The 18,699-nt window shown below is 56.5% G+C and carries 16 protein-coding genes; 9 read left to right on the top strand and 7 right to left on the bottom strand.

Annotated features, from left to right (window positions below; all coding sequences use genetic code 11):
- The first annotated feature begins 230 nt into the window (after window positions 1–230).
- The 3 genes from Pan181_RS12230 (at window position 231) to Pan181_RS12240 (ending at window position 4,890) form a co-directional block, all read left to right on the top strand.
- Window positions 231–1,970: a MotA/TolQ/ExbB proton channel family protein gene (locus Pan181_RS12230; RefSeq protein ID WP_197529204.1), complete on the top strand. Its 1,740-nt coding sequence runs from the start codon at window positions 231–233 to the stop codon at window positions 1,968–1,970.
- On the top strand, window positions 1,967–3,856 hold the full coding sequence (locus Pan181_RS12235; protein ID WP_145247105.1) for a hypothetical protein: 1,890 nt from the start codon (window positions 1,967–1,969) through the stop codon (window positions 3,854–3,856). The genes Pan181_RS12230 and Pan181_RS12235 overlap by 4 nt, the downstream gene beginning before the upstream one ends.
- A 71-nt stretch (window positions 3,857–3,927) precedes the next feature.
- Window positions 3,928–4,890, top strand: coding sequence for a hypothetical protein (locus tag Pan181_RS12240; RefSeq protein ID WP_145247106.1), 963 nt, complete (start codon window positions 3,928–3,930; stop codon window positions 4,888–4,890).
- On the opposite strand, the gene Pan181_RS12245 is transcribed toward Pan181_RS12240, so the two are convergent.
- The 3 genes from Pan181_RS12245 to Pan181_RS12255 all read right to left on the bottom strand — a co-directional run bounded on the left by Pan181_RS12245 (window position 4,862) and on the right by Pan181_RS12255 (window position 6,828).
- Window positions 4,862–5,344, bottom strand: coding sequence for an RrF2 family transcriptional regulator (locus tag Pan181_RS12245; RefSeq protein WP_145247107.1), 483 nt, complete (start codon window positions 5,342–5,344; stop codon window positions 4,862–4,864). The genes Pan181_RS12240 and Pan181_RS12245 overlap by 29 nt on opposite strands.
- A gap of 380 nt (window positions 5,345–5,724) precedes the next feature.
- A complete protein-coding gene (locus Pan181_RS12250) occupies window positions 5,725–6,369 on the bottom strand; it encodes a signal peptidase II (protein ID WP_145247108.1) in 645 nt (214 codons plus the stop codon).
- Window positions 6,370–6,465: 96 nt separating this feature from the next.
- Window positions 6,466–6,828: a TraR/DksA family transcriptional regulator gene (locus Pan181_RS12255; RefSeq protein WP_145247109.1), complete on the bottom strand. Its 363-nt coding sequence runs from the start codon at window positions 6,826–6,828 to the stop codon at window positions 6,466–6,468.
- A 281-nt stretch (window positions 6,829–7,109) separates the two neighbouring features.
- Between Pan181_RS12255 and thrC the strand changes: the two genes are divergently transcribed.
- The 4 genes from thrC to Pan181_RS12275 are packed head-to-tail and all read left to right on the top strand — an operon-like array spanning window position 7,110 to window position 11,180.
- Complete coding sequence (gene thrC / locus Pan181_RS12260) at window positions 7,110–8,522, top strand: threonine synthase (RefSeq protein WP_231943825.1); 1,413 nt, start codon at window positions 7,110–7,112, stop codon at window positions 8,520–8,522.
- Window positions 8,523–8,538: 16 nt separating this feature from the next.
- Entirely contained in the window at window positions 8,539–9,348 is an 810-nt protein-coding gene (dapB, locus tag Pan181_RS12265) for a 4-hydroxy-tetrahydrodipicolinate reductase (protein ID WP_145247110.1), read from the top strand.
- Window positions 9,349–9,362: 14 nt separating this feature from the next.
- The gene (locus tag Pan181_RS12270; protein WP_145247111.1) at window positions 9,363–9,749 is read left to right on the top strand and encodes a hypothetical protein; all 387 of its coding nucleotides are present in this window, start codon (window positions 9,363–9,365) and stop codon (window positions 9,747–9,749) included.
- 39 nt (window positions 9,750–9,788) lie between these two features.
- Window positions 9,789–11,180 (top strand): MFS transporter, encoded by a 1,392-nt coding sequence (locus Pan181_RS12275; RefSeq protein WP_145247112.1) that lies wholly within the window; start codon window positions 9,789–9,791, stop codon window positions 11,178–11,180.
- Window positions 11,181–11,198: 18 nt separating this feature from the next.
- Here Pan181_RS12275 and Pan181_RS12280 read toward each other — a convergent pair whose 3' ends face one another.
- Together Pan181_RS12280 and thiC are read right to left on the bottom strand one after the other, a co-directional pair.
- Complete coding sequence (locus tag Pan181_RS12280; RefSeq protein WP_145247113.1) at window positions 11,199–11,735, bottom strand: heavy-metal-associated domain-containing protein; 537 nt, start codon at window positions 11,733–11,735, stop codon at window positions 11,199–11,201.
- A gap of 69 nt (window positions 11,736–11,804) precedes the next feature.
- Complete coding sequence (gene thiC / locus Pan181_RS12285; RefSeq protein WP_145252180.1) at window positions 11,805–13,148, bottom strand: phosphomethylpyrimidine synthase ThiC; 1,344 nt, start codon at window positions 13,146–13,148, stop codon at window positions 11,805–11,807.
- Window positions 13,149–13,368: 220 nt separating this feature from the next.
- Between thiC and Pan181_RS12290 the strand changes: the two genes are divergently transcribed.
- The gene (locus tag Pan181_RS12290) at window positions 13,369–14,022 is read left to right on the top strand and encodes a metallophosphoesterase (RefSeq protein WP_145247114.1); all 654 of its coding nucleotides are present in this window, start codon (window positions 13,369–13,371) and stop codon (window positions 14,020–14,022) included.
- 242 nt (window positions 14,023–14,264) lie between these two features.
- Complete coding sequence (locus Pan181_RS12295) at window positions 14,265–14,945, top strand: PEP-CTERM sorting domain-containing protein (protein ID WP_197529207.1); 681 nt, start codon at window positions 14,265–14,267, stop codon at window positions 14,943–14,945.
- Here Pan181_RS12295 and Pan181_RS12300 read toward each other — a convergent pair.
- Together Pan181_RS12300 and recA are read right to left on the bottom strand one after the other, a co-directional pair.
- Window positions 14,942–16,447, bottom strand: coding sequence for a trypsin-like peptidase domain-containing protein (locus Pan181_RS12300; RefSeq protein WP_197529208.1), 1,506 nt, complete (start codon window positions 16,445–16,447; stop codon window positions 14,942–14,944). The two genes, Pan181_RS12295 and Pan181_RS12300, sit on opposite strands and share 4 nt — an antisense overlap.
- 34 nt (window positions 16,448–16,481) lie before the next feature.
- The gene (gene recA / locus Pan181_RS12305; RefSeq protein WP_197529209.1) at window positions 16,482–17,606 is read right to left on the bottom strand and encodes a recombinase RecA; all 1,125 of its coding nucleotides are present in this window, start codon (window positions 17,604–17,606) and stop codon (window positions 16,482–16,484) included.
- Between the last annotated feature and the right edge of the window lie 1,093 nt (window positions 17,607–18,699).

Below are 18,699 nucleotides of genomic sequence, written 5' to 3' on the forward strand. Positions count from 1 at the left end.
CTGCTATATGCTGGCATCGAAGAAGCTGAAATAATGGGATTTACTGGTCGAGTCTAACGATTAGACCGATCATACCAATGAGGGCCCGCAGGTCGGCTGCGCAAGGGTTCTACACTTACAATACGACTGCCGCCGTCACTATCGAGAAAGGATGCTCGAACGTGTCACGCATAGCTTCATTTTCCGACTGGCTAATCCGCTCCCCTCTAATCTGGGGTGGCATGGCCTGTATGGGCTTCTACGCTCTGCTGCAACAAAACTGGATTAATAGCGACCTGTTGGATCGCTATCTCGCGAGCCACTGGATCGAAGTGGCGACCATGTCGCTGGCCTGTATCGCCTTTGCTGCGCTCGCAATTCGGGTGCTGGGGCTCGTGCCGGAAGCGGTGGTCATGGAACGCGATCTGCTCGAGAAACCGGTCGCCGGAGGCCAGCCAACGAGCGAGGCCCCACGATTGCTCAAGAAGCTCGATCAGGTTCCCTACACCTACCAAAACACGTATCTGATCCGACGCTTGCGTGCCGCGATCGACTACGTTCATCGCAAAGACTCAGCAGAGACCCTGGAGCGCCAACTGCATCACTTGGAAGAAGTCGACCTCGACCGGATGTCGAGTGGTTATTCCCTGGTGCGGGTCATTCTGTGGGCGGTTCCCAGCTTTGGTTTTCTTGGCACCGTGCTCGGTATCGGTGCTGCGATTGGCCATCTCTCGTTCGATGGCGACAACATCGTGAAGTCGCTAGAGCAAGTGATTCCGCCGCTCACTTCGGCCTTTGATACCACCGCATTGTCGCTGGCTTTGTCGCTTCCTCTGATGTTCTGCAAGTTTCTGGTGGAGCGTTACGAATCGAAGCTCTTGGAGCAAGTGGATCAACGTACGGAAGAAGAAATGGTAGGCCGTTTCTTTGAGTACGGTTCGGCGAGCGATCCTCAGGTGGCCGCGGTTCGTCGGATGGCTGAGCAGGTGATTCGCACGGTGGAATCGATGACCGTACGCCAGGCGCAGGTGCTGCAGGAGACGGTTGAGAAGAGCCAACGCCACTGGGCTGATATTACTGCTGCAACGGGACAATTGCTGAACGAGTCGTTGGAAACCACGCTTCACGACAGCTTGGAACGTCACGCTCAGGCGATTACCAGTTCTTCCGCGCAACAGTCGCAAGCCCTGGAAAAATTGCTTCGCACCCAGTTGGCGGCGATGGATTCGTCGACGGAGAAGAACATTGCCCTGCTGAACGACGGTGTTAGCCGCAATGTGAACGCCATTGAGAATGGTGTGGTGAATCGACTGGGAATGCTCGACGACGTATTCGCCCAGCAGGTCGAGTCGCTGCAGTTGCTCATTGCCGAGCAGGTCAAGACGCTGCAAGACATCGTGACTCAGCAAGTCGATGTGTTGGGGCTGTCGGTGCAGTCGCAAGCCGAATCGGTGCAGCAGAATACCACGGAACTGATCGGTCGCCTGCGAGATGGCTTGGAACGCATGGCTGAACTGCTGGTGGAAGCCCTGCAGAAGCATGGTGAAACATTGACCCATAGCGAACAGTCCTTGGCGCAAGAGAATCGCCAGCATCTGGCAGAAGTCGAAGCCGCCCTTGGCGAAGCCATGGTGCTTTCGGCCGACCGTCAGGAGAAGCTGGTCAAGCAAAGCGAAAATATGCTTCGCGAAATGCAGCAGGCCCTGGTCAGTGCGGCGGGTGCTACGGTGGAACAGCAAGAGCAGCTGGTGCGTCAGGGCGATATTCTGCTGAAAGTGGTAGACGCCACCGGGCAGGTAAAGCAACTGGAAGAAACGCTCAACCAGAATCTTTCCACGTTAGGACGTACGCACAACTTCGAAGAGACCCTTTTGAGCCTTTCGGCCGCTATTCAGCTGCTGAGTGCCAAGATGGGCCGCGAAGGGGGAACTGTGCATCATGTAGACTTCGATTCGCCCCGCACTGGCAGCACTAGCAATAACGCCGCATGAGCCGCGCATCACGACGCGACAACTCGACGGACTCGTCGCTGTTCCCCTTCCTAGCTGTGCTGCTTTGCACCATGGGGGTGCTGGTGGTGCTGCTGTCGGTCATGGCAAGCGTGCAGCTCGATCAGGCAAAGGAGCGTGTTGCTGGAGAAGAAGCCGAAGCCCAACACGTTGCTGAGCAATTCGAGAGTGAAGAGCAAATCGCTCTTCGTGCCAAGTTGGAGAAGTTGAAGTCGCGGGCGGACGAGGTCGATGAGTTTCGCACGAAGACCAAAGAGCTTCTTTCCGACAAGCAGAAACAACTTGCTCAGGTTGAGGAGAATGTTCGCCGCAGACAAGAGGAATTAGGGTTGCTGCGTCGGCAAATTGAGGAGATGCAGGCGCTCGATTCGGGAGCCACCGACAACCTGGAAGAAGCACGTTTTGAGCTGCAACGTCAGCGCGAGTTAATCGCCCAGACGGAGCGCGAAATTGAGCAACTGAAGCAAGGGGTGAAGAATAGCGAAAAGAACTTCGCCATCGTCCCTTACAACGGCGATAGCGGTGTCCGAAGACAGCCGATTTATATCGAGTGTCGTCGCGATCGAGTCATCTTCCAGCCGGAAGGTATCGAGCTCACAGCCGAGGATTTCAACAGCGAGTTCGTAAGCGGGAGTCCGCTGCCATCTGCCATTCGTGCAGCGCAAAGCTACTATCAAAAGAATGGGCTAGCCAGTGATGTGCTGCCCTACCCGTTGGTGATCGTTCGTCCCGACGCGACCAGAGCCATGTTTGTGGTACTGACCCTTCTGGAAGAGTTGGATCAAGAGTTCGGGTACGAGATCGTCGAGCAGGATTGGGAAGTTGACTTCAGTGCTGCAGATCCCGGTCTAACGGATGAGATTGGCGCAGCAGTCGACCTGGCACGGAAACGTATGGCGAGGCGGAGAGAGGGAGCTCCACGCAACTACGGCGAAGGCGCCGTCGCTTCGCTGGCTCCCAGTGAGAGTATTATCGATCGCATCCAGCAGGGCCGCTTAGTCGGGCAAGGAATCATCGGGGCTGGCGGCCAGAGTCCAGTTGGCGGTGCACCGCAGTCTTCGGGCATCAACCCTAACTTATTAGCGCAAGCCATTGAGCAAGGGGGGACGCCGAATAGCAGCACCCCAGGCGGGACTGGCGGCACCGGTGGAAGCTGGTCGCCGTTCAATGCTCAGTCTGGGGCACAGGCTGCGAACGCCCCTCAGGCAGCGTATCGCACACTCGGCCAAGGCAGTCCGGCTTCTGCTCCCATGGGGGCTGCGAAAGCAGCCATGGAGGGCTCCTCCGCCACGGCTAGTGGTGGTGACCAAAACCAAGCCATGGAGGCTGCCATGGCCGCAGCGATGGCAGACGCAGCAACAAACAATAAATCGGGAGCTGCTGAAAGCAATGGACAGAGTCAAGCGGGCTCAAACGGAGCGTCGGGCAGTAATGCTGAAGGTTCCGCGGCCGGCAACAGCTCGATCGCCGGAGGGAGTGCAGCAGACGGTTCCGAGTCGGCCTATGTTCCCAATAGTCGACAGCAGGGGTCTAGTGGGTCCGGAGTAGCGGTGACGCGCACGATTCGCATGCAAGTTAGCGCAAGACAATTGGTGGTGATCTCAAGCAAATTGTCGCCGGGAGCAACCGACCGCACCATACCGCTGGATGCTAATCCCCGTTTGGCCGCGACCAGCATTGCCAAGGCTATTAGCGACGAAGTGGCCGATTGGGGCATGGCCGGTCAGGGGACCTACTGGAAGCCGGTGCTGAAGATGACCGTCACGCCGGATGGCAGTCAGATGGCCGCAAGTCTGGCCCGCGCCCTGCGACAAGGTGGTATCGAGGTACAGATCGCTGCGACGAACCAATCGACTTCTATCAGGTAGCATCTATGGCACGCCGCAGAAATGACGATCAGGCAGGCAGCAACGGTGTTGAAGATTCGTTCCTCGACATCGTGGCCAACATCGTAGGTATTCTCATTCTATTAGTGTTGGTGGTCGGCGTGCGTGCGGCCAGCCAGCCTCAGCATGCTTCGGAAACGGTAGCCGAAACTCAGCAAGAGCCTGTGGAGTTACTAGAGGAAGAACAGGTTGAGGAAATTGAGAAGGAGGTAGCAGCTTCTGCCCGTGAAGTGGCGGATTTAGCACAGTCGCTCGCGAAGGTGGATCAGCAGCTTGAAACCAGCGAAGATGAGCGGTTGCTCGTTACTACCTATGCGATCGCGCTGGAGCAAGAGTACGAAAAGCACAAGCAACAACTGGATGAGCAAAGCGCGGAACGCCTCGAAATTCGAGAGGAACTAGCTGCCCTCGACTCCAAAGCGCATCAGCTGATGTTGAAAAAAGTGGGCCTGACCACGGCATCTATGCAACCAGCGACTCTGGTGAATACCCCCACTCCTATCGTGCGCCGCAATATCGAAGAGACCGTCCACCTACGGCTCGGCGAGGGACGCATTGCTGTTGCCCCGCTAGATAAGCTTGTCAAAATGCTTGAATCGGTCTCTCCCCAAACGCGCTTGCGCGATCTCAATCGTGGAAATGGTGTTGCGCGTATCGGGCCTGCCGATGGATTCGAGCTGTTGTACGCAGTGCAGCAAGCCTTCAGTGATGTTAGTCCAATGGGAACTCGCACCACCCAGCACGAGGTGTTTGCAGAACTTCGCCCACTCTTTACACCCATAGGGGTAGAAGCCGAGCAAGCGCTCCAGCCAGGAGACCTAATCGACCAAGCCCTCCGCCCGTACAGCGCGCACAACACGGCAGTTGTGTTGTGGGTGCTGCCGGATGGGATTAAGGACTACCGCAAGATCGTCAGCGCGGTGCGCGAACGAGGCTATGCGGTGGATGTGCGACTTCTGCTGGAAGGAACTCACATTGCCATCGGTACTAGTGGTCGCAAGACGGCGGCCCAGTAACTGATGGATTTGCGGTCGGAGCCTCCTGATTCAAGCATTCTTGATCAGAATCTTCCGTCTTAGGTTCCAACAAATCGGCGATCGTTGTTTGCGATAGCTCGCGTTGCACAATGCCGGCAACGCTATTCATGCGTTGCGACATTTTGCTTCGCGCGTGATCACTTAACGAAGGAAGTGGTGGAATACTGGGAATGATCGGGCGATCAAATGCCTCGTAGACATCCAGCAGGGTAATCTCATCGGCTGACTTAGCCAGAATGTATCCACCATCGACCCCTCGGATCGATTTGAGCAAGTCGTTCTTTACCAATGCGCGGAGAATCTGTAGCAGAAATCGTTCTGGCATCTGGCCCTGACGAGCCAGCAGATTACACGGAATCGGTAACTTCGAGTCGGCTGTAGCCAACTGTACGAGCGCTTGAATGGCGTAAGCCATGGATCTCGAAACTCTCATCGCAACCTCCTTCGTCCAGCAGTAGTACGGAATGCGAGCTGAACCGCTGCCCCCCCCAGGCCTGTTGCCGCCTTACTCCATGGTATCGATTCGTTCAAATCGTAAGGCGTTTGGAAAAGTGAGTTGAATGCTAATTTCCTACTCAGCACTCAATCATGACATAGTATACGGGTAATCGTTGAAAACGCCGATTCACTTTACCGCATTTTTCTCAGAATCGATCCGGAAAGTAATAAAAAAACTACTGAAGAGCGTAGTGAATAGGTAAAAACTGCAGTCGTGGATATACTCTAGTATCGTACTGAAGTATAAGCCTTCGTTGCTTGTTGCGAGTCGACATTCTGAGCTGTCTTCTTAAGACTGAGTCGCAACTAGCTTTATTAGTTCTTCTTTTCAGTAGCTACCGAAGTCTTGGTGTCGCTCTGTTGCATTGATTGATCAAACATTGCGCGCAAGAGGACAATTCCTGCCCCGACAACAAGTAGTGAATCTGCAATATTGAAGTTGGGCCAGCGATAGTTGGGGCCCCACTGCAGAAGTATCCAGTCGCGCACCGCGTAAGCTGTTTCACTTTGGCGTGCGGGGTCGAAGAACCACGTCTCACCATGCAATGCGACGCGGTCGTAAAGATTGCCAAGGATGCCGGCCATCACGAAACCAAGCGCCAGAGTAATCCAAAAGTCACACGCAGCACCATAACGGAACAACCACACAGGTAATCCTGCTGCAGCGACGATGCCGAATATTGCAAACAGCCACACATAGCCCTGACCAAGACCGAACAAAGCGCCTTCGTTCAGGCTCAATTGAACTCCAGCATAGTCGGGCAGTACCCACCAGATGACACCAGCGCGTAGATCGCTCTGGCTAAAGAAAAACCACTTGCTCCACAAATCGGCGATGAGTCCAACAATTGCAGGCAGAACGAACAGTGCAATTCTTGAGCGTGGGTACTCCCCCCCCTGCTCTGTCGCTTGGGGAGCAGAGTATGGAGAAGATTCCGCCTTGTTTGTCGAGTTGGACATCCGATGTCCTCAGGTGAGACACTTATTGAGTCGAGCAGGCGATTCTACACCATGCCTGCGAATCGATGGAGTCCAATCGCTACGGCCCAACAAAGCCTACGATTCGAACTTCTCGGCACATTTGATACACATCGGAGCGAACGGGATGGCATTCAGGCGTGTCTTTGGGATCACGCCATCGCATTCCACGCACTTGCCGAAGGTCCCTTGGTCGACACGACTGATCGCGGCGTCGATCTGTTGCAACGTATCTTCTTCCGTAGCAACCAGACTGAGGGTGAACTCCTGCTCGTAGTTTTCACTTCCAAGCTCAGCCATATGAATCGGCATCGAGGAGTTATCGCCTTCCAGACCAGATTTTCGCAGAGCAGCGTCAGCCATCGCCGAAACATCGCCACGCAGGCGAGCACGAAGTGCAAGGAGGCGTTGCTTGTAAACCTGCATGTCGGCTTTCTTCATCAAGAATCTCCAGTGGTAATCGCCTGGCTACCTTCCGGGGCTCAAAGAGGAGTAGATTACAGATTCTCCATGCTAACCGGAAAACCGTTACAAGTCTACGAAATGACCCCCTCCGGATAGGGATAGCATCTTAGTTGCCTAGTGCTAGATAGAACACTACAATTGTGTTAACTTGTTTACCTGTTTTAAGTTAGGGCGATTCGAAATGCTTCGATCAGCCCTCCGCAAAGGGGTTAATCACCACTGTGCGGCCCGCAATTTATCGCCAGGAGCCAGCCGCCGTGTCGACTGTCGCTACCAAGACCGACCTTGCCTATCAGCAGTGCATCATGCCTCATTGTGGCGAGACCTACGACGTGGGCGAGGTGCGCACTAGTTGCGACAAATGCGGCTCACTGCTCGATATCGTCTACCAGTGGGATTCGCTGCCGGTTCCCAAAAAGCTTCGTGAGTTCGAGGCAAAATGGATGCGACGGAACGAACCGCTCTGTCGTAGTGGCGTGTGGCGGTTTCACGAACTTTTGCCGTTTGCCGATCCCGAAAAGGTAGTCACCATCGGCGAAGGGCAAACCCCGCTGATGGCCTCCGAAGGAGTCGGCTCGTTTGTCGGCATGAAGCCTGGACAGTTGTTTCTTGAATACGAGGGTATGAACCCCTCGGGCAGCTTCAAAGACAATGGCATGACCGCCGCATTCACGCACGCCCACACCATTGGCGCTAAGCGGGCGGCTTGTGCTTCGACGGGCAACACGAGTGCGTCACTCGCCCTCTACTGCTGCGTTAGCAAGCTGATGCAGGCGGTAATCTTCATCGGCTCCGGCAAAATCAGTTACGGTAAATTGTCGCAAGCGCTCGACTACGGCGCCCTCACCATTCAGATTGCCGGCGACTTCGACGACGCCATGCAGCGAGTGCGCGAGATCAGCAGTCGGCTGGGAATCTATCTGGTCAACAGCGTGAATCCCTTCCGGCTCGAAGGCCAGAAGACCATCATGTTCCGGGTACTCGAGAGCCTGAACTGGGAAGTGCCCGATTGGATCGTCGTACCCGGTGGCAATCTTGGTAACAGCAGTTCGTTTGCCAAGGCGTTCCACGAACTCAAAGAGCTTGGCTTAGTCGATCGCATCCCGCGTCTGGCGATTATTAACGCTAAGGGAGCTGATACGCTCTACGAGTTGGTCGAAAATCGCGGGCTTCGCTGGAACCAAGGGAAGCCAAACTCGGAGGTGATGGATACCTACTACGCGGAACTCGACGCGGCTCACCTGCGAGCCGATACGATTGCCAGCGCAATCGAAATCAATCGCCCGGTGAATTTGTTCAAATGCCTGCGTGGATTGGAGTGCATGGATGGCGTGGTGCGAGAAGTCACCGACCAACAGATACTCGATGCCAAGGCCCAAGTCGGCATGAGTGGTTTGGGGTGCGAGCCCGCCAGTGCGGCCAGCGTGGCCGGAGCGAAAATGCTGCGGGAAGAAGGCATCATCGATCCCAGTGAACGCGTGGTATGCATTCTCACCGGGCATCAACTCAAAGATCCCACAGCGACGGTTGCTTATCATACGAGTGACCAGAAGGAATTCGACCGCGTGTTAGGCAGCCGCGGCGTAAGTCGTGCGGCCTTCGCTAACCGTGCGGTTCAGGTAGAAAACGATCTGGACGCGATCGTGCGATCCATTCAACTCAACAGCTAGAAAACAAGCAAGCTTGATGACAACAAAAGTAGCCATCCACGGAGCGGGTGGGCGGATGGGACATCGACTCATCGCCCTGGGTACAGCAGCCGACGGTATCGACGTGGTTGCCGCGATCGATTCGGGAAAGAACCCCAAGTGCGGCCAAGACGCCGGAACGCTGGCGGGCGTCGGCGACATTGGTGTTCCGCTTTCTGCCGAGTGGCCCGAGGCGGTTGATGCGGTGATCGACTTCTCGGTGCCCGAAGCGACCGACGCCCTGATCGCTGAGTGTGTTGCCCGAGGGTTTCCGTTGGTGTTTGCGACAACCGGACTCAGTCCGCAGCAGGAAGCAGCGATTGCCGAGGCCAGCCAGACGATTCCGATTGTCAAGGCGGCCAGCATGAGCACCGCGGTGAACCTGACCATGAAGCTCACGGAAATCGCTGCAACCGCGCTGAAGGATCATCCCACCGGGGCGGATGTCGAAATCTTGGAACGCCATCATCGTTTCAAAGAAGACTCGCCCAGCGGCACCGCCCTGGCGTTCGGGAAGATCGTATCGCAAGCGATGGGCCAATCGAACGAGCAGCATGGTCGCTCGGGCCGTCCAGGGGCGAGACCCCACGACGAGATTGGCTACCATGCGATCCGTACCGGCGACAATCCTGGCGAACACACCATCGTGTTCGGCTTGCTCGGCGAGACGATCGAATTGCGAGTTGCCGCGACGAATCGCGACTGCTACGCCCAGGGAGCCTTCCAGGCAGCCGCTTGGCTCAAGGGCAAAGCCGCCGGCCTGTACAATATGCAGGATGTGCTGGGACTCAACTCGATTGGTGCCTAACCAGCTGACACGATATGGCGAAGTGCGACGAAGGCTATTTGTGCGAGGTTTGTGGCAACGATGTCGCCAAGATCACGGATAGCGATCTGTACTTGCGTTACGTGATCGGGCTGATTGATCCCGAAGTGCTGCACACGCAGCAGGAGCGGCACCTGCGGTGCAATCCCACGTTGGCCCAGTTTATCGTTCACCCCGATTTTGAACCGGTCGTCGTGGAAGGGGATTTTGATAAACGCCTGCTCGACGAAGCGTTCGCTTTGGAAAGAGAACGCTTGGTAACTCGCGGATGGGAGCGGTTGCGAGAGGTCATCAAACTCGACCTGCCGATCATCAAATATCCGTTGCCAGAAGTGTTGGAACGGATTGAGCATCGAGCTGGATTTCCCGAGCGCGACAGGTGACCTTGCCCCAGATTCGTTGGGCGGTCCATAATCGCCGGTATGAACACCGACCAGCCAACTGAAGATAATCCCTACTCAGCACCTCAGGCGAGCGACCCTGCGCCTTCGAGTCCCGCGGCCGCAGAGGGGACCCACTCACACGCTAACCAGCCCGAGTTGCTTGCCGATCGTTGTTTCTGGGGGATGGCAATCACTCAGTTCATGGGGGCATTCAACGACAATCTGTTCAAGCAGTTGTTGCTGTTGCTGGCCACTCCCACGCTGGTGAAGAATGCTGTCGACACTAGCGGCGATCGCCAGGCGGAAGCCACGATTGTGTTTGCGGCCTCGTTCCTTATTTTTTCAGGCGTCGCTGGCTGGCTTGCGGACCGCACGAGCAAACGATCGCTGATCATCGCTTCGAAGGTGGCCGAAGTCGTGGTGATGGTCGCCGGCATGGTTGGCTTTTTCTATTACAACGTGATCGGCTTCAATGGCATGCTCGTCGTGCTATTTCTGATGGGCGTGCAAAGTGCTTTTTTTGGACCACCGAAGTATGGCATTCTGCCCGAAGCGATACGGGCCCGGGATTTGCCTCGCGCAAATGGCATCTTTTTGATGTTTACGTTCATCGCCATCATCTTTGGGATGGGGCTCGCCGGATTGCTGATCCAAGAAGGAGTTCCCCGCGAGCAGGCGGCCGCCGGCGTCTGGCGAGGCTCTGGCATCTGCGTCGGCATTGCCGTGATCGGCACGCTCACCTCGCTAATGGTCTGGCGCGTCCCTGCTGCGACACCCGGCACTCCTTTAAGAATGCAAGACCTCTTCGTGCCTGGCGACATTGTTCGTTTGGTGCTGCGGAATCGTCAGATCATGCTCGCGCTGTTGGTGACCAGCACCTTCTGGATGCTAGGAAGCGTGGTGCAGCAAGGGGTGAATTCCCTGGGCAAGACACAGCTCGGGCTGAATAACACCTGGACCAGTGTGTTGGCCGCAATGATGGCTGTTGGTATTCCCATCGGGTGCGTCGTCGGCGGGCTGCTGTCGAAGAACAGCATTAACCCTCGCGTGGTCTCGACCGGGGCCATCGGGATGGTGGTTTGCTTGATCCTGCTCGCCATTCCCGGCGGACCTAAACATCACCTGCTGGGCTTTGCAGGCAGTATTCCAGTGTTGGTACTGCTAGGGTTCTTTACCGGCATGTTCGTCGTGCCGATTCAGGTATCGCTGCAGGTGCTGCCGCCGCCGGAAGATAAAGGGCGGATGATTGCAGTGATGAACCAATGCAATTTCATCGGCATCATCCTGGGTGGAGTGATCTTTATGATCGTCATCAAGGTGCTCGAAGCAGCCGACTGGCCACGTAACTTAACGTTTGTGGTGACCGCCTTGATGATGTTGCCGATTGCCCTGTTCTACCGACCAGAAGAGCGGCAACTTAGCGACGATTGAGCGGGGAGGAAACAAAGGCTATTCGGTGCCCTCTTCCGCTTCTTCGGGAGCTTTTGCTGCATCCGCGTTTTCTGCTGCCTGCTCCTCGGCGGCTTCTACTGCAGGTGGAACAGCGGCTTCTTCGTCGGAAGTATCGTTCTCTTCAGTCGTCTCAGCAGCTTCTTCGGCATCCGACTCTTCGGGATCAGGGAACGTATCGCTCAGCGTTTGTCGAGCGGTTTCGGAATCGAAGGTGGCTTGGTCGTAGACCACCAATACCTTCTTGGCTGCCGCATCTGCCTTGACTTCCTTCACCCCTTCCATGTCCAGCAGCATTCTGCAGGCCGACTGCGAGCAGGCTACGCAATGCAGTCCTGGCACATCGAACTCCACGGTGGGCAGTTCCTGCTTGTTGAAATCGGCCAGCGTTGGTTTTGCATCTGCCGAAGCGAGGGCCATGGTCTCGCTTACTTTAACAATTCTACCCGACTTGGAATCTCGGCTGGACGACGTTGGATTCATCTCCTGACAACCAACCATCGCGGCCAACAATGCTATTGCTAGAAACGTGCGCATGTGAACTATTCCTTCGGACTGACGGAAAACGGTGCTGATAATCCCAGCGTGAACGAAGCGATCGGAGCCTTAGTTCGCTTCGATCTGAACCAGTTGTTCACCGTCGGGAAGCTCGCCAGCATTGGCCATGTTCTGAATATCTTGGGTGATCTTCATCGAGCAATACTTCGGACCACACATGCTGCAGAACTGAGCACTCTTGAAGGTGTCTTGCGGCAACGTTTGGTCGTGGTAAGCACGGGCGGTTTCGGGATCGAGTGCCAAGCGGAACTGTTCGTTCCAGTCGAACTCGAAGCGTGCTTTCGACAAGGCGTCGTCACGATCGCGGGCACCGGGGCGATGGCGAGCGATGTCGGCCGCATGGGCGGCAATCTTGTAAGCAACCATCCCCTGCTTTACGTCCTCGGGTTCTGGCAGTCCCAGGTGTTCCTTGGGTGTCACGTAGCACAGCATCGCAGCACCCGACCAGCCAGCGATCGCAGCACCGATGCCGCTGGTAATGTGGTCGTAGCCAGGGGCAATGTCGGTAACGAGTGGGCCCAACACATAGAAGGGAGCCCCATCGCATACTTCGATTTGCCGTTCGATGTTCATCTGAATCTGATCCATCGGCACGTGACCAGGGCCTTCGACCATGACCTGCGTGCCACGTTCGCGGCCCCGCATGGTCAGCTCACCGAGCACGTCGAGCTCAGCAAATTGAGCGGTGTCGCTGGCATCGGCAATGCTGCCAGGACGCAAACCATCGCCCAGGCTCCAGGTGACATCGTACTGACGCATGATGTCGCAAAGGTCGTCGAACGACTCGTAGAGCGGGTTCTGCTTGCGATGGGCCATCATCCACTTTGCAATCAGCGAACCACCTCGACTAACGATGCCGGTTACCCGATTCATCGCGTACGTGAGGTGCTCGATTTTCACGCCGCAGTGCACGGTCATGTAGTCGACACCTTGTTTGGCCTGGTGTTCGACCATGTCGAGGAAGTTCTGCGGCTTCATCTCTTCGATTTCGCCGCCGAGCTCTTCGAGCATCTGGTAGATGGGCACCGTGCCGATCGGCACAGGCGAGGCAGCGATAATCGCTTTGCGAATCTCGTCGATGTTCTTGCCGGTCGAGAGATCCATGACCGTGTCGGCCCCGTAGTGGACCGCCAGGTGGAGTTTTTCGATCTCGCCTTCAATGCAACTCGTCACGGCCGAATTGCCGATGTTCGCATTGACTTTGCACTTTGCCGCGATGCCGATGCCCATCGGCTCGAGTCGACCCGCCAAATGCACGGTGTTGGCCGGAATCACCATCCGACCTGCCGCGGTTTCGTCGCGGATGAGTTCCGCTGCGACATTCTCTTTGCGGGCGACATACTCCATTTCGGGGGTGATATCCCCGCGACGAGCAAACTCTAACTGGGTAATCGGATCGGGCATTTCGGCTGATGGCTCCTATCAAAGCAACGCTACGCCGGCAACGCATCAAGGCGTAACTACTATTTATTCATGGATTTATAACATCGTAACGCTCTATCATCTACTGTCAACGAAGCAGAGGTAGGCGAACTCTGCTACGGGCTGTTGCCAGGCTAACTGTTCTGGTGCAGAATATTTCGTTTCTGTCATCTGAAGGAGTCAGCTTGCAATGCCAGGACGCATGATTGCCATCGGCGATATTCATGGTTGCGCCGCGGCATTCAACGGCTTGCTTACGCTCATCGAGCCTGCGGCCGACGATACCCTAATTGTACTTGGCGATTGCATCGATCGGGGACCCGATAGCCGGGGTGTGATCGACCGCATGATTGAGCTCGAAGATCAATGCACCGTGGTGCCGATTCTTGGAAACCACGAAGAAATGCTGCTGGCGGCAGTCGATCGCCCGAATACCACCGAACCCTGGCGGCATGTTGGAGGTCAGCAGACGCTGGAATCGTACAACATTGCCGAGGCCCAGCAGCTGCCGCGCGACCACCTACTCTATCTTCGCACCTGGGGAGATTATTGGTCGACTAGCTCTTACTTCTTCGCCCACGGTAATTACGATCCCAAAATGCCGCTTCGCAAGCAGGAGTGGGGATACCAGCGGTGGCAATCGCTTCGCGAACGGCTTCCCGACCCCCACAAGAGTGGCAAGACGGCCGTCGTCGGACACACCGCACAGAAAAAAGGGGACGTTCTGGACCTCGACTATCTGGTTTGCATCGACACCTATTGCTGCGGCGGAAAGTACCTCACTGCTTACGACACGACCAACAACAGGTTCCACCAGGTCGATCCCCGCGGAAACCCGCGGTAAAGTGCAGCCAGCAGGCCGGTTTTGTCCTCACAATTGACACCACTCCAACCTGAGAAATTACCTAAGCTCAAAATAGTCGCCAACTTAGGTCTCGCACTTTATACTGAGGATCTCGGGATCGGCTTCCATTCGAGTTCCTCCAGTTTCGCATCCGTATGACGTTTCCATCAGTTCGCAATCGCCTGATCCTCATTGCGCTATTCGCTTGTTGCGGTTCCTTTTGCAGAGCCGCCAGCGCGGAATTGGCGGCCACCATTCGTTTGACGACTGGTGAGTTTCGCTTGTCGAATATCGGCGAGACCGACATCAGCTTGGTAGGCTACAGCATCGAAATGTCGACGCCCGAGCTGCTGGCCGACCAGTGGTTGCCCGTCACTGGGCGGCTGGACTCCAGCGTTACCGGGGACGGATCTTTCGATGCCGCGAGTCCCTGGTTTGTGTTGGCTCCCCTGGAAACTCCCCCGACCTTGGTGGACGAATTGTCGGAAGCCACCGCACTGGGTTCGGGAGGATTGATGGCCGCCGGCGACATTTTGTATCTCGGGAATGTGTGGGATACGAACACAACGCCAGATGTTGCAGTCACCGTATTCGATGGCACTGCAGCTGAGCTGATCAGTGTGACTTTCGTACCGGGCGGCGACTACAACGAGGATGGCCTTGTCGACCTGCTGGATTACGACCTTTGGAAATCGGAATTCGGTTCGAGCGGCATCGGTTTGCTCGCCGATGGCAATGCGGATGGGCAGGTGGATCTGTCGGACTACACCGTGTGGCGCGACAACCTTGGTGCGACGGCTCTTTCGGCAGTGCCTACCTTGGCCGCAAGCATCGTGAGCGTGCCCGAGCCTGCTGCCATCGTGCTGCTGGCAGTTGGTAGCCTAGCTGTATTCACTGCTCGCCGCCGCTATCTGGCTGGCTAACGCTCGTTGAGGTTGGCCGGAACCTGCTCTCCTGGTTCCCCATCGCTTCCCGTGAACTGCAGGTAAACGGTATCGTCGGCATCAGCGACTGCTTTGTAGAACGCATCCGGCGTGGTGACTCGTTGCTCTGCGACGTGGCTGACGAACATGCCCGGCTTGATGCCTGCTGAATCGGCCGCGCTGCCTGGATCGACCTCCACAATGGCCACGCAGCCTTCGGGATCGATCAACGCCTGCATGGTTGCCCGGTTCAGCAACGCCTGAGGTAAAGCGGTGGAGTAATCGACTTTCATCCCCCGCCAAGATCGCTGGCCTTGGGTGACGACTTTCTCGCCGGGGACGTAGAGTTTCCAAAGCGAGATGGAAGAGTCGAACGCCTCGCCGTTGCGAAAGTACTTCACTTGCACAGGCTTCCCGGGAGGGAGCGTGCTAACGATCAGCTGCAGGTCGGGGACATCGCGAATTGGTTGGCTATCGATTTCCGCAATCCGATCTCCCGGGCGGATACCGGCGGTGAACGCGGCGCTTCCGCGAACCACGCTAGACACTAGCGCACCCGAGGGTTGGGAAGAACCCGCTGGCGGCGGAGCGGCTCCAGAGAGGGAGAGCCCCAGCAGTCCGTATTCGACTTCCTGGCCGGTTTTCAGTACGTCGACAATACGGCGAATGGGAGCCGACATGGGAATCGCATAGCCTGCAGGGGACTCGTGCCCTGGAAGGGTGCCGGTGTGCGTGGTGATGCCAACCAGTTTGCCCGAAAGGTCGACGACCGCACCGCCGTTGCTGGTCCAGTTCAGCTTGGCGTCGGTTTGAATGAGCGTTCCCAAATGATGCAGGGTGGTCGCGTAGTCGAGTCCGCTCTCGCTGTGGGTGTTATTCAAGTTCGTCGAAGGAGTCGCTCGCTGGGCCAGGTTCGTCACTGAGCCCCAACTTGCGGTAGCCTGACCGCTGGCGATGATGGCTTCGGGGTTCCCCAGGGTGACGATGAAATGCCCCTTCCGCAAACCTTCGGCATTGCCTATCTCGATGGCGGTGAGTTTGGTCGCTTTGACCTGCAAGATCGCCAAGCCGCTACGAGGATCGGCGGCTTTGATCACTGCTGGTAGCAGTTGTCCATCGGTCGTGGTGACGAGATGACGTTCCCCAGGGCGGATACTCAAATACTGCGTGAGAATCAGCCCCGACGGGTCGATCACCACCCCTACCCCGCTGGAGGTGAACTCCGAGTTGGCGCCGTCGTACAGCGCGGCCGGCAATGGGGTGAGCATTTGCAGCGGGGAAACAGCCTGAGGCTGGTCGCCTGCAGGGGCCCGGCTGATGGCTACCACGCAAGGTTCCACGCGTGCAATGACGTTTGCCAAGGTCTCCTGCAGAGCGAGCACCGCTGCTGCAGGAGGCTGGGTATCCGAGGGCTGAGCATGCACTACCGCCGGCGCGGCGAGAAGGATTCCCATCAACGCCAGCGGTAAGCTTGCTCGATACATCATTTGCAGGCCAATCACGTGCAATTCCCTTTGGGCACCACGGAGCGGGCGACTATTCGTCGTCGGAATAGTCCTCTTCCGCGTCTTCCGAAACGGCCGAGTCGCTTTTGACGGCCAGAAGGTCATCAAAGCCCCCCGCCTGAAGAATCTTATCCTTGATTTCCTCGGTGATATCGGAATTCTCCTTGAGGAAAGCCCGGGCCTTTTCCTTGCCCTGTCCAAGCTGCATGTCGCCGTAGCGGAACCATGCGCCGGTGCGGGCAACGATTTTCTGCTCCATGCCGAGATCCAAAATGTCGCCTTCGTAACTGATGCCATCTTTGTGCATCATGTCGAATTCGGCCACTCGGAACGGCGGAGCTACCTTGTTTTTCACCACCTTGGTGCGGACTCGCTGGCCAACCACTTCTTCCCCGTCCTTAAGTTGCCCGATCTTGCGGACATCGATACGGCAGGAAGAGTAGAATTTGAGCGCCCGACCACCGGGAGTGGTTTCGGGGCTGCCGAACATGACGCCGATCTTCTCGCGGATCTGATTGATGAAGATCACGGAGGTTTTCGCCTTGGCGATCGCGGCGGTCAGCTTTCGCATCGACTGGCTCATCAAACGAGCCTGCAAACCAACGTGGGAGTCGCCGATTTCGCCGTCGAGTTCCTTCTTGGGAACCAGGGCGGCTACCGAGTCGACCACGATCACGTCGACCGCGTTACTCTTAATAAGCATTTCGGTGATATGCATTGCCTCTTCGCCGTGGCCCGGTTGGCTGACGAGCAAGGTTTCGAGGTCGACCCCCAGTTTCTTGGCCCAACTCGGGTCCAGGGCGTGCTCGGCATCGATAAACGCGGCGATACCACCCGCTTTCTGGGCGGCGGCAACCACATGCAGGGCGAGCGTGGTTTTACCGCTCGATTCGGGGCCAAACACCTCGATAATACGTCCGCGGGGGATTCCCTGGCCGCCGAGAGCGATGTCGAGCGACAGGCTCCCGGTCGGGATGCCTTCGATCCGGCGGTCGGCTTCGATGCCGAGCGGCATAATTGCCCCATCGCCAAACTGCTTTTCGATCGCAGCGACGGTGTTTTTGAGGTCGGGGCTGTTTTCCAGCATGGCTAGCTTGGGAGTCTTGGCCTTGCTGTCGGCCTTACTGGATTTCTTACTTTGCGATTTCTTGGCCATAGTGTTCTTCGGGGTTGCGGTGGCGACCATACGTCCGCTCCTTTTATCTATTACAGGTTGGGTATTACGCAAGAGATGGCGGGACAATCAGTCAGGCCCCCCACCGCGTTCTGTCATGTACGTACGAATACCATACTGATGTTCACTGTCGGATGCAAGTCTTTTTTTCGGCGAGTTTTTTGCCTGAAACAGCCAGTTTTTGCCCTCCTGGCCAATTTTCAGTGAGATAAACTGGGCGAAATATGCTGGTCGCACCCGTTGGGGAGACTTTTGATGGTCCGCTGCTTTTCCGAGTACTCGCCCGATTTCTGCTGTTCACTAGACCACGCGGAGTACCCCATGTAGGGGGTGTGGCTGTTCCCTTTTTTGCCTTTCCTAGGCTGAAATCTGGCTAAAAAGGGGTGCATTGATCCATCCATGCGGTGGGGAGCCCCCAGGGGACCGGCGCTCGTCGGCGACCCTATTACGCAAGCTGGGCCGGGCCAGGTCCGAGAAGTCGGAGAGAATCTTGCCACTCGTCTCGGGCTGGCAACTTGGGAATCCACGGCGACGAATCAGCGCGTATAGCGGACTTTTTGCTAGGAATTGGCCACAGGACGTGTTCTAATGAGCAGGTGTTTAAGGCTGTTGGCTTCTAGGTGTAAGGAGGTTTGAGATGTAATGCTTGTTTTCATGCCAGACGACTAGCAACACGCAGGCAAGTGGTTGCTTGCGGGGCGTTCGCTGCTGCGCGCGTTGGTAAAGCGGTGGTGGGGCTGCGTCGCTGGAAGCTCCTGGACCCACCCTACTACCCTTTCTAACTCCCAACTTCCAACCCCTAACTCCCAACCCAAAATAGATTCCCACCCATGGGAATCTATTTTGGGCAACTATCGCGGAGCTGTCGATGCAACTCATTACTGGTAAACGACTTGCGAGTGTTACCCGCCGCGAAAATAGATTCCCACTCGATGCGTTTTGGGGAATGGGAATCTATTCGCAGTCGAAAACCACTGGTTTTATAGCGTGGGCACAGATTCAATTTTCCCATCGGTGGGAAAATTGGGAATCTATTCGTGAACGGTGGGAATCTATCCCGTCCGAGTCTGGAAGC

Origin of the sequence: Aeoliella mucimassa (assembly GCF_007748035.1) — a bacterium.
Lineage (GTDB): Bacteria > Planctomycetota > Planctomycetia > Pirellulales > Lacipirellulaceae > Aeoliella > Aeoliella mucimassa.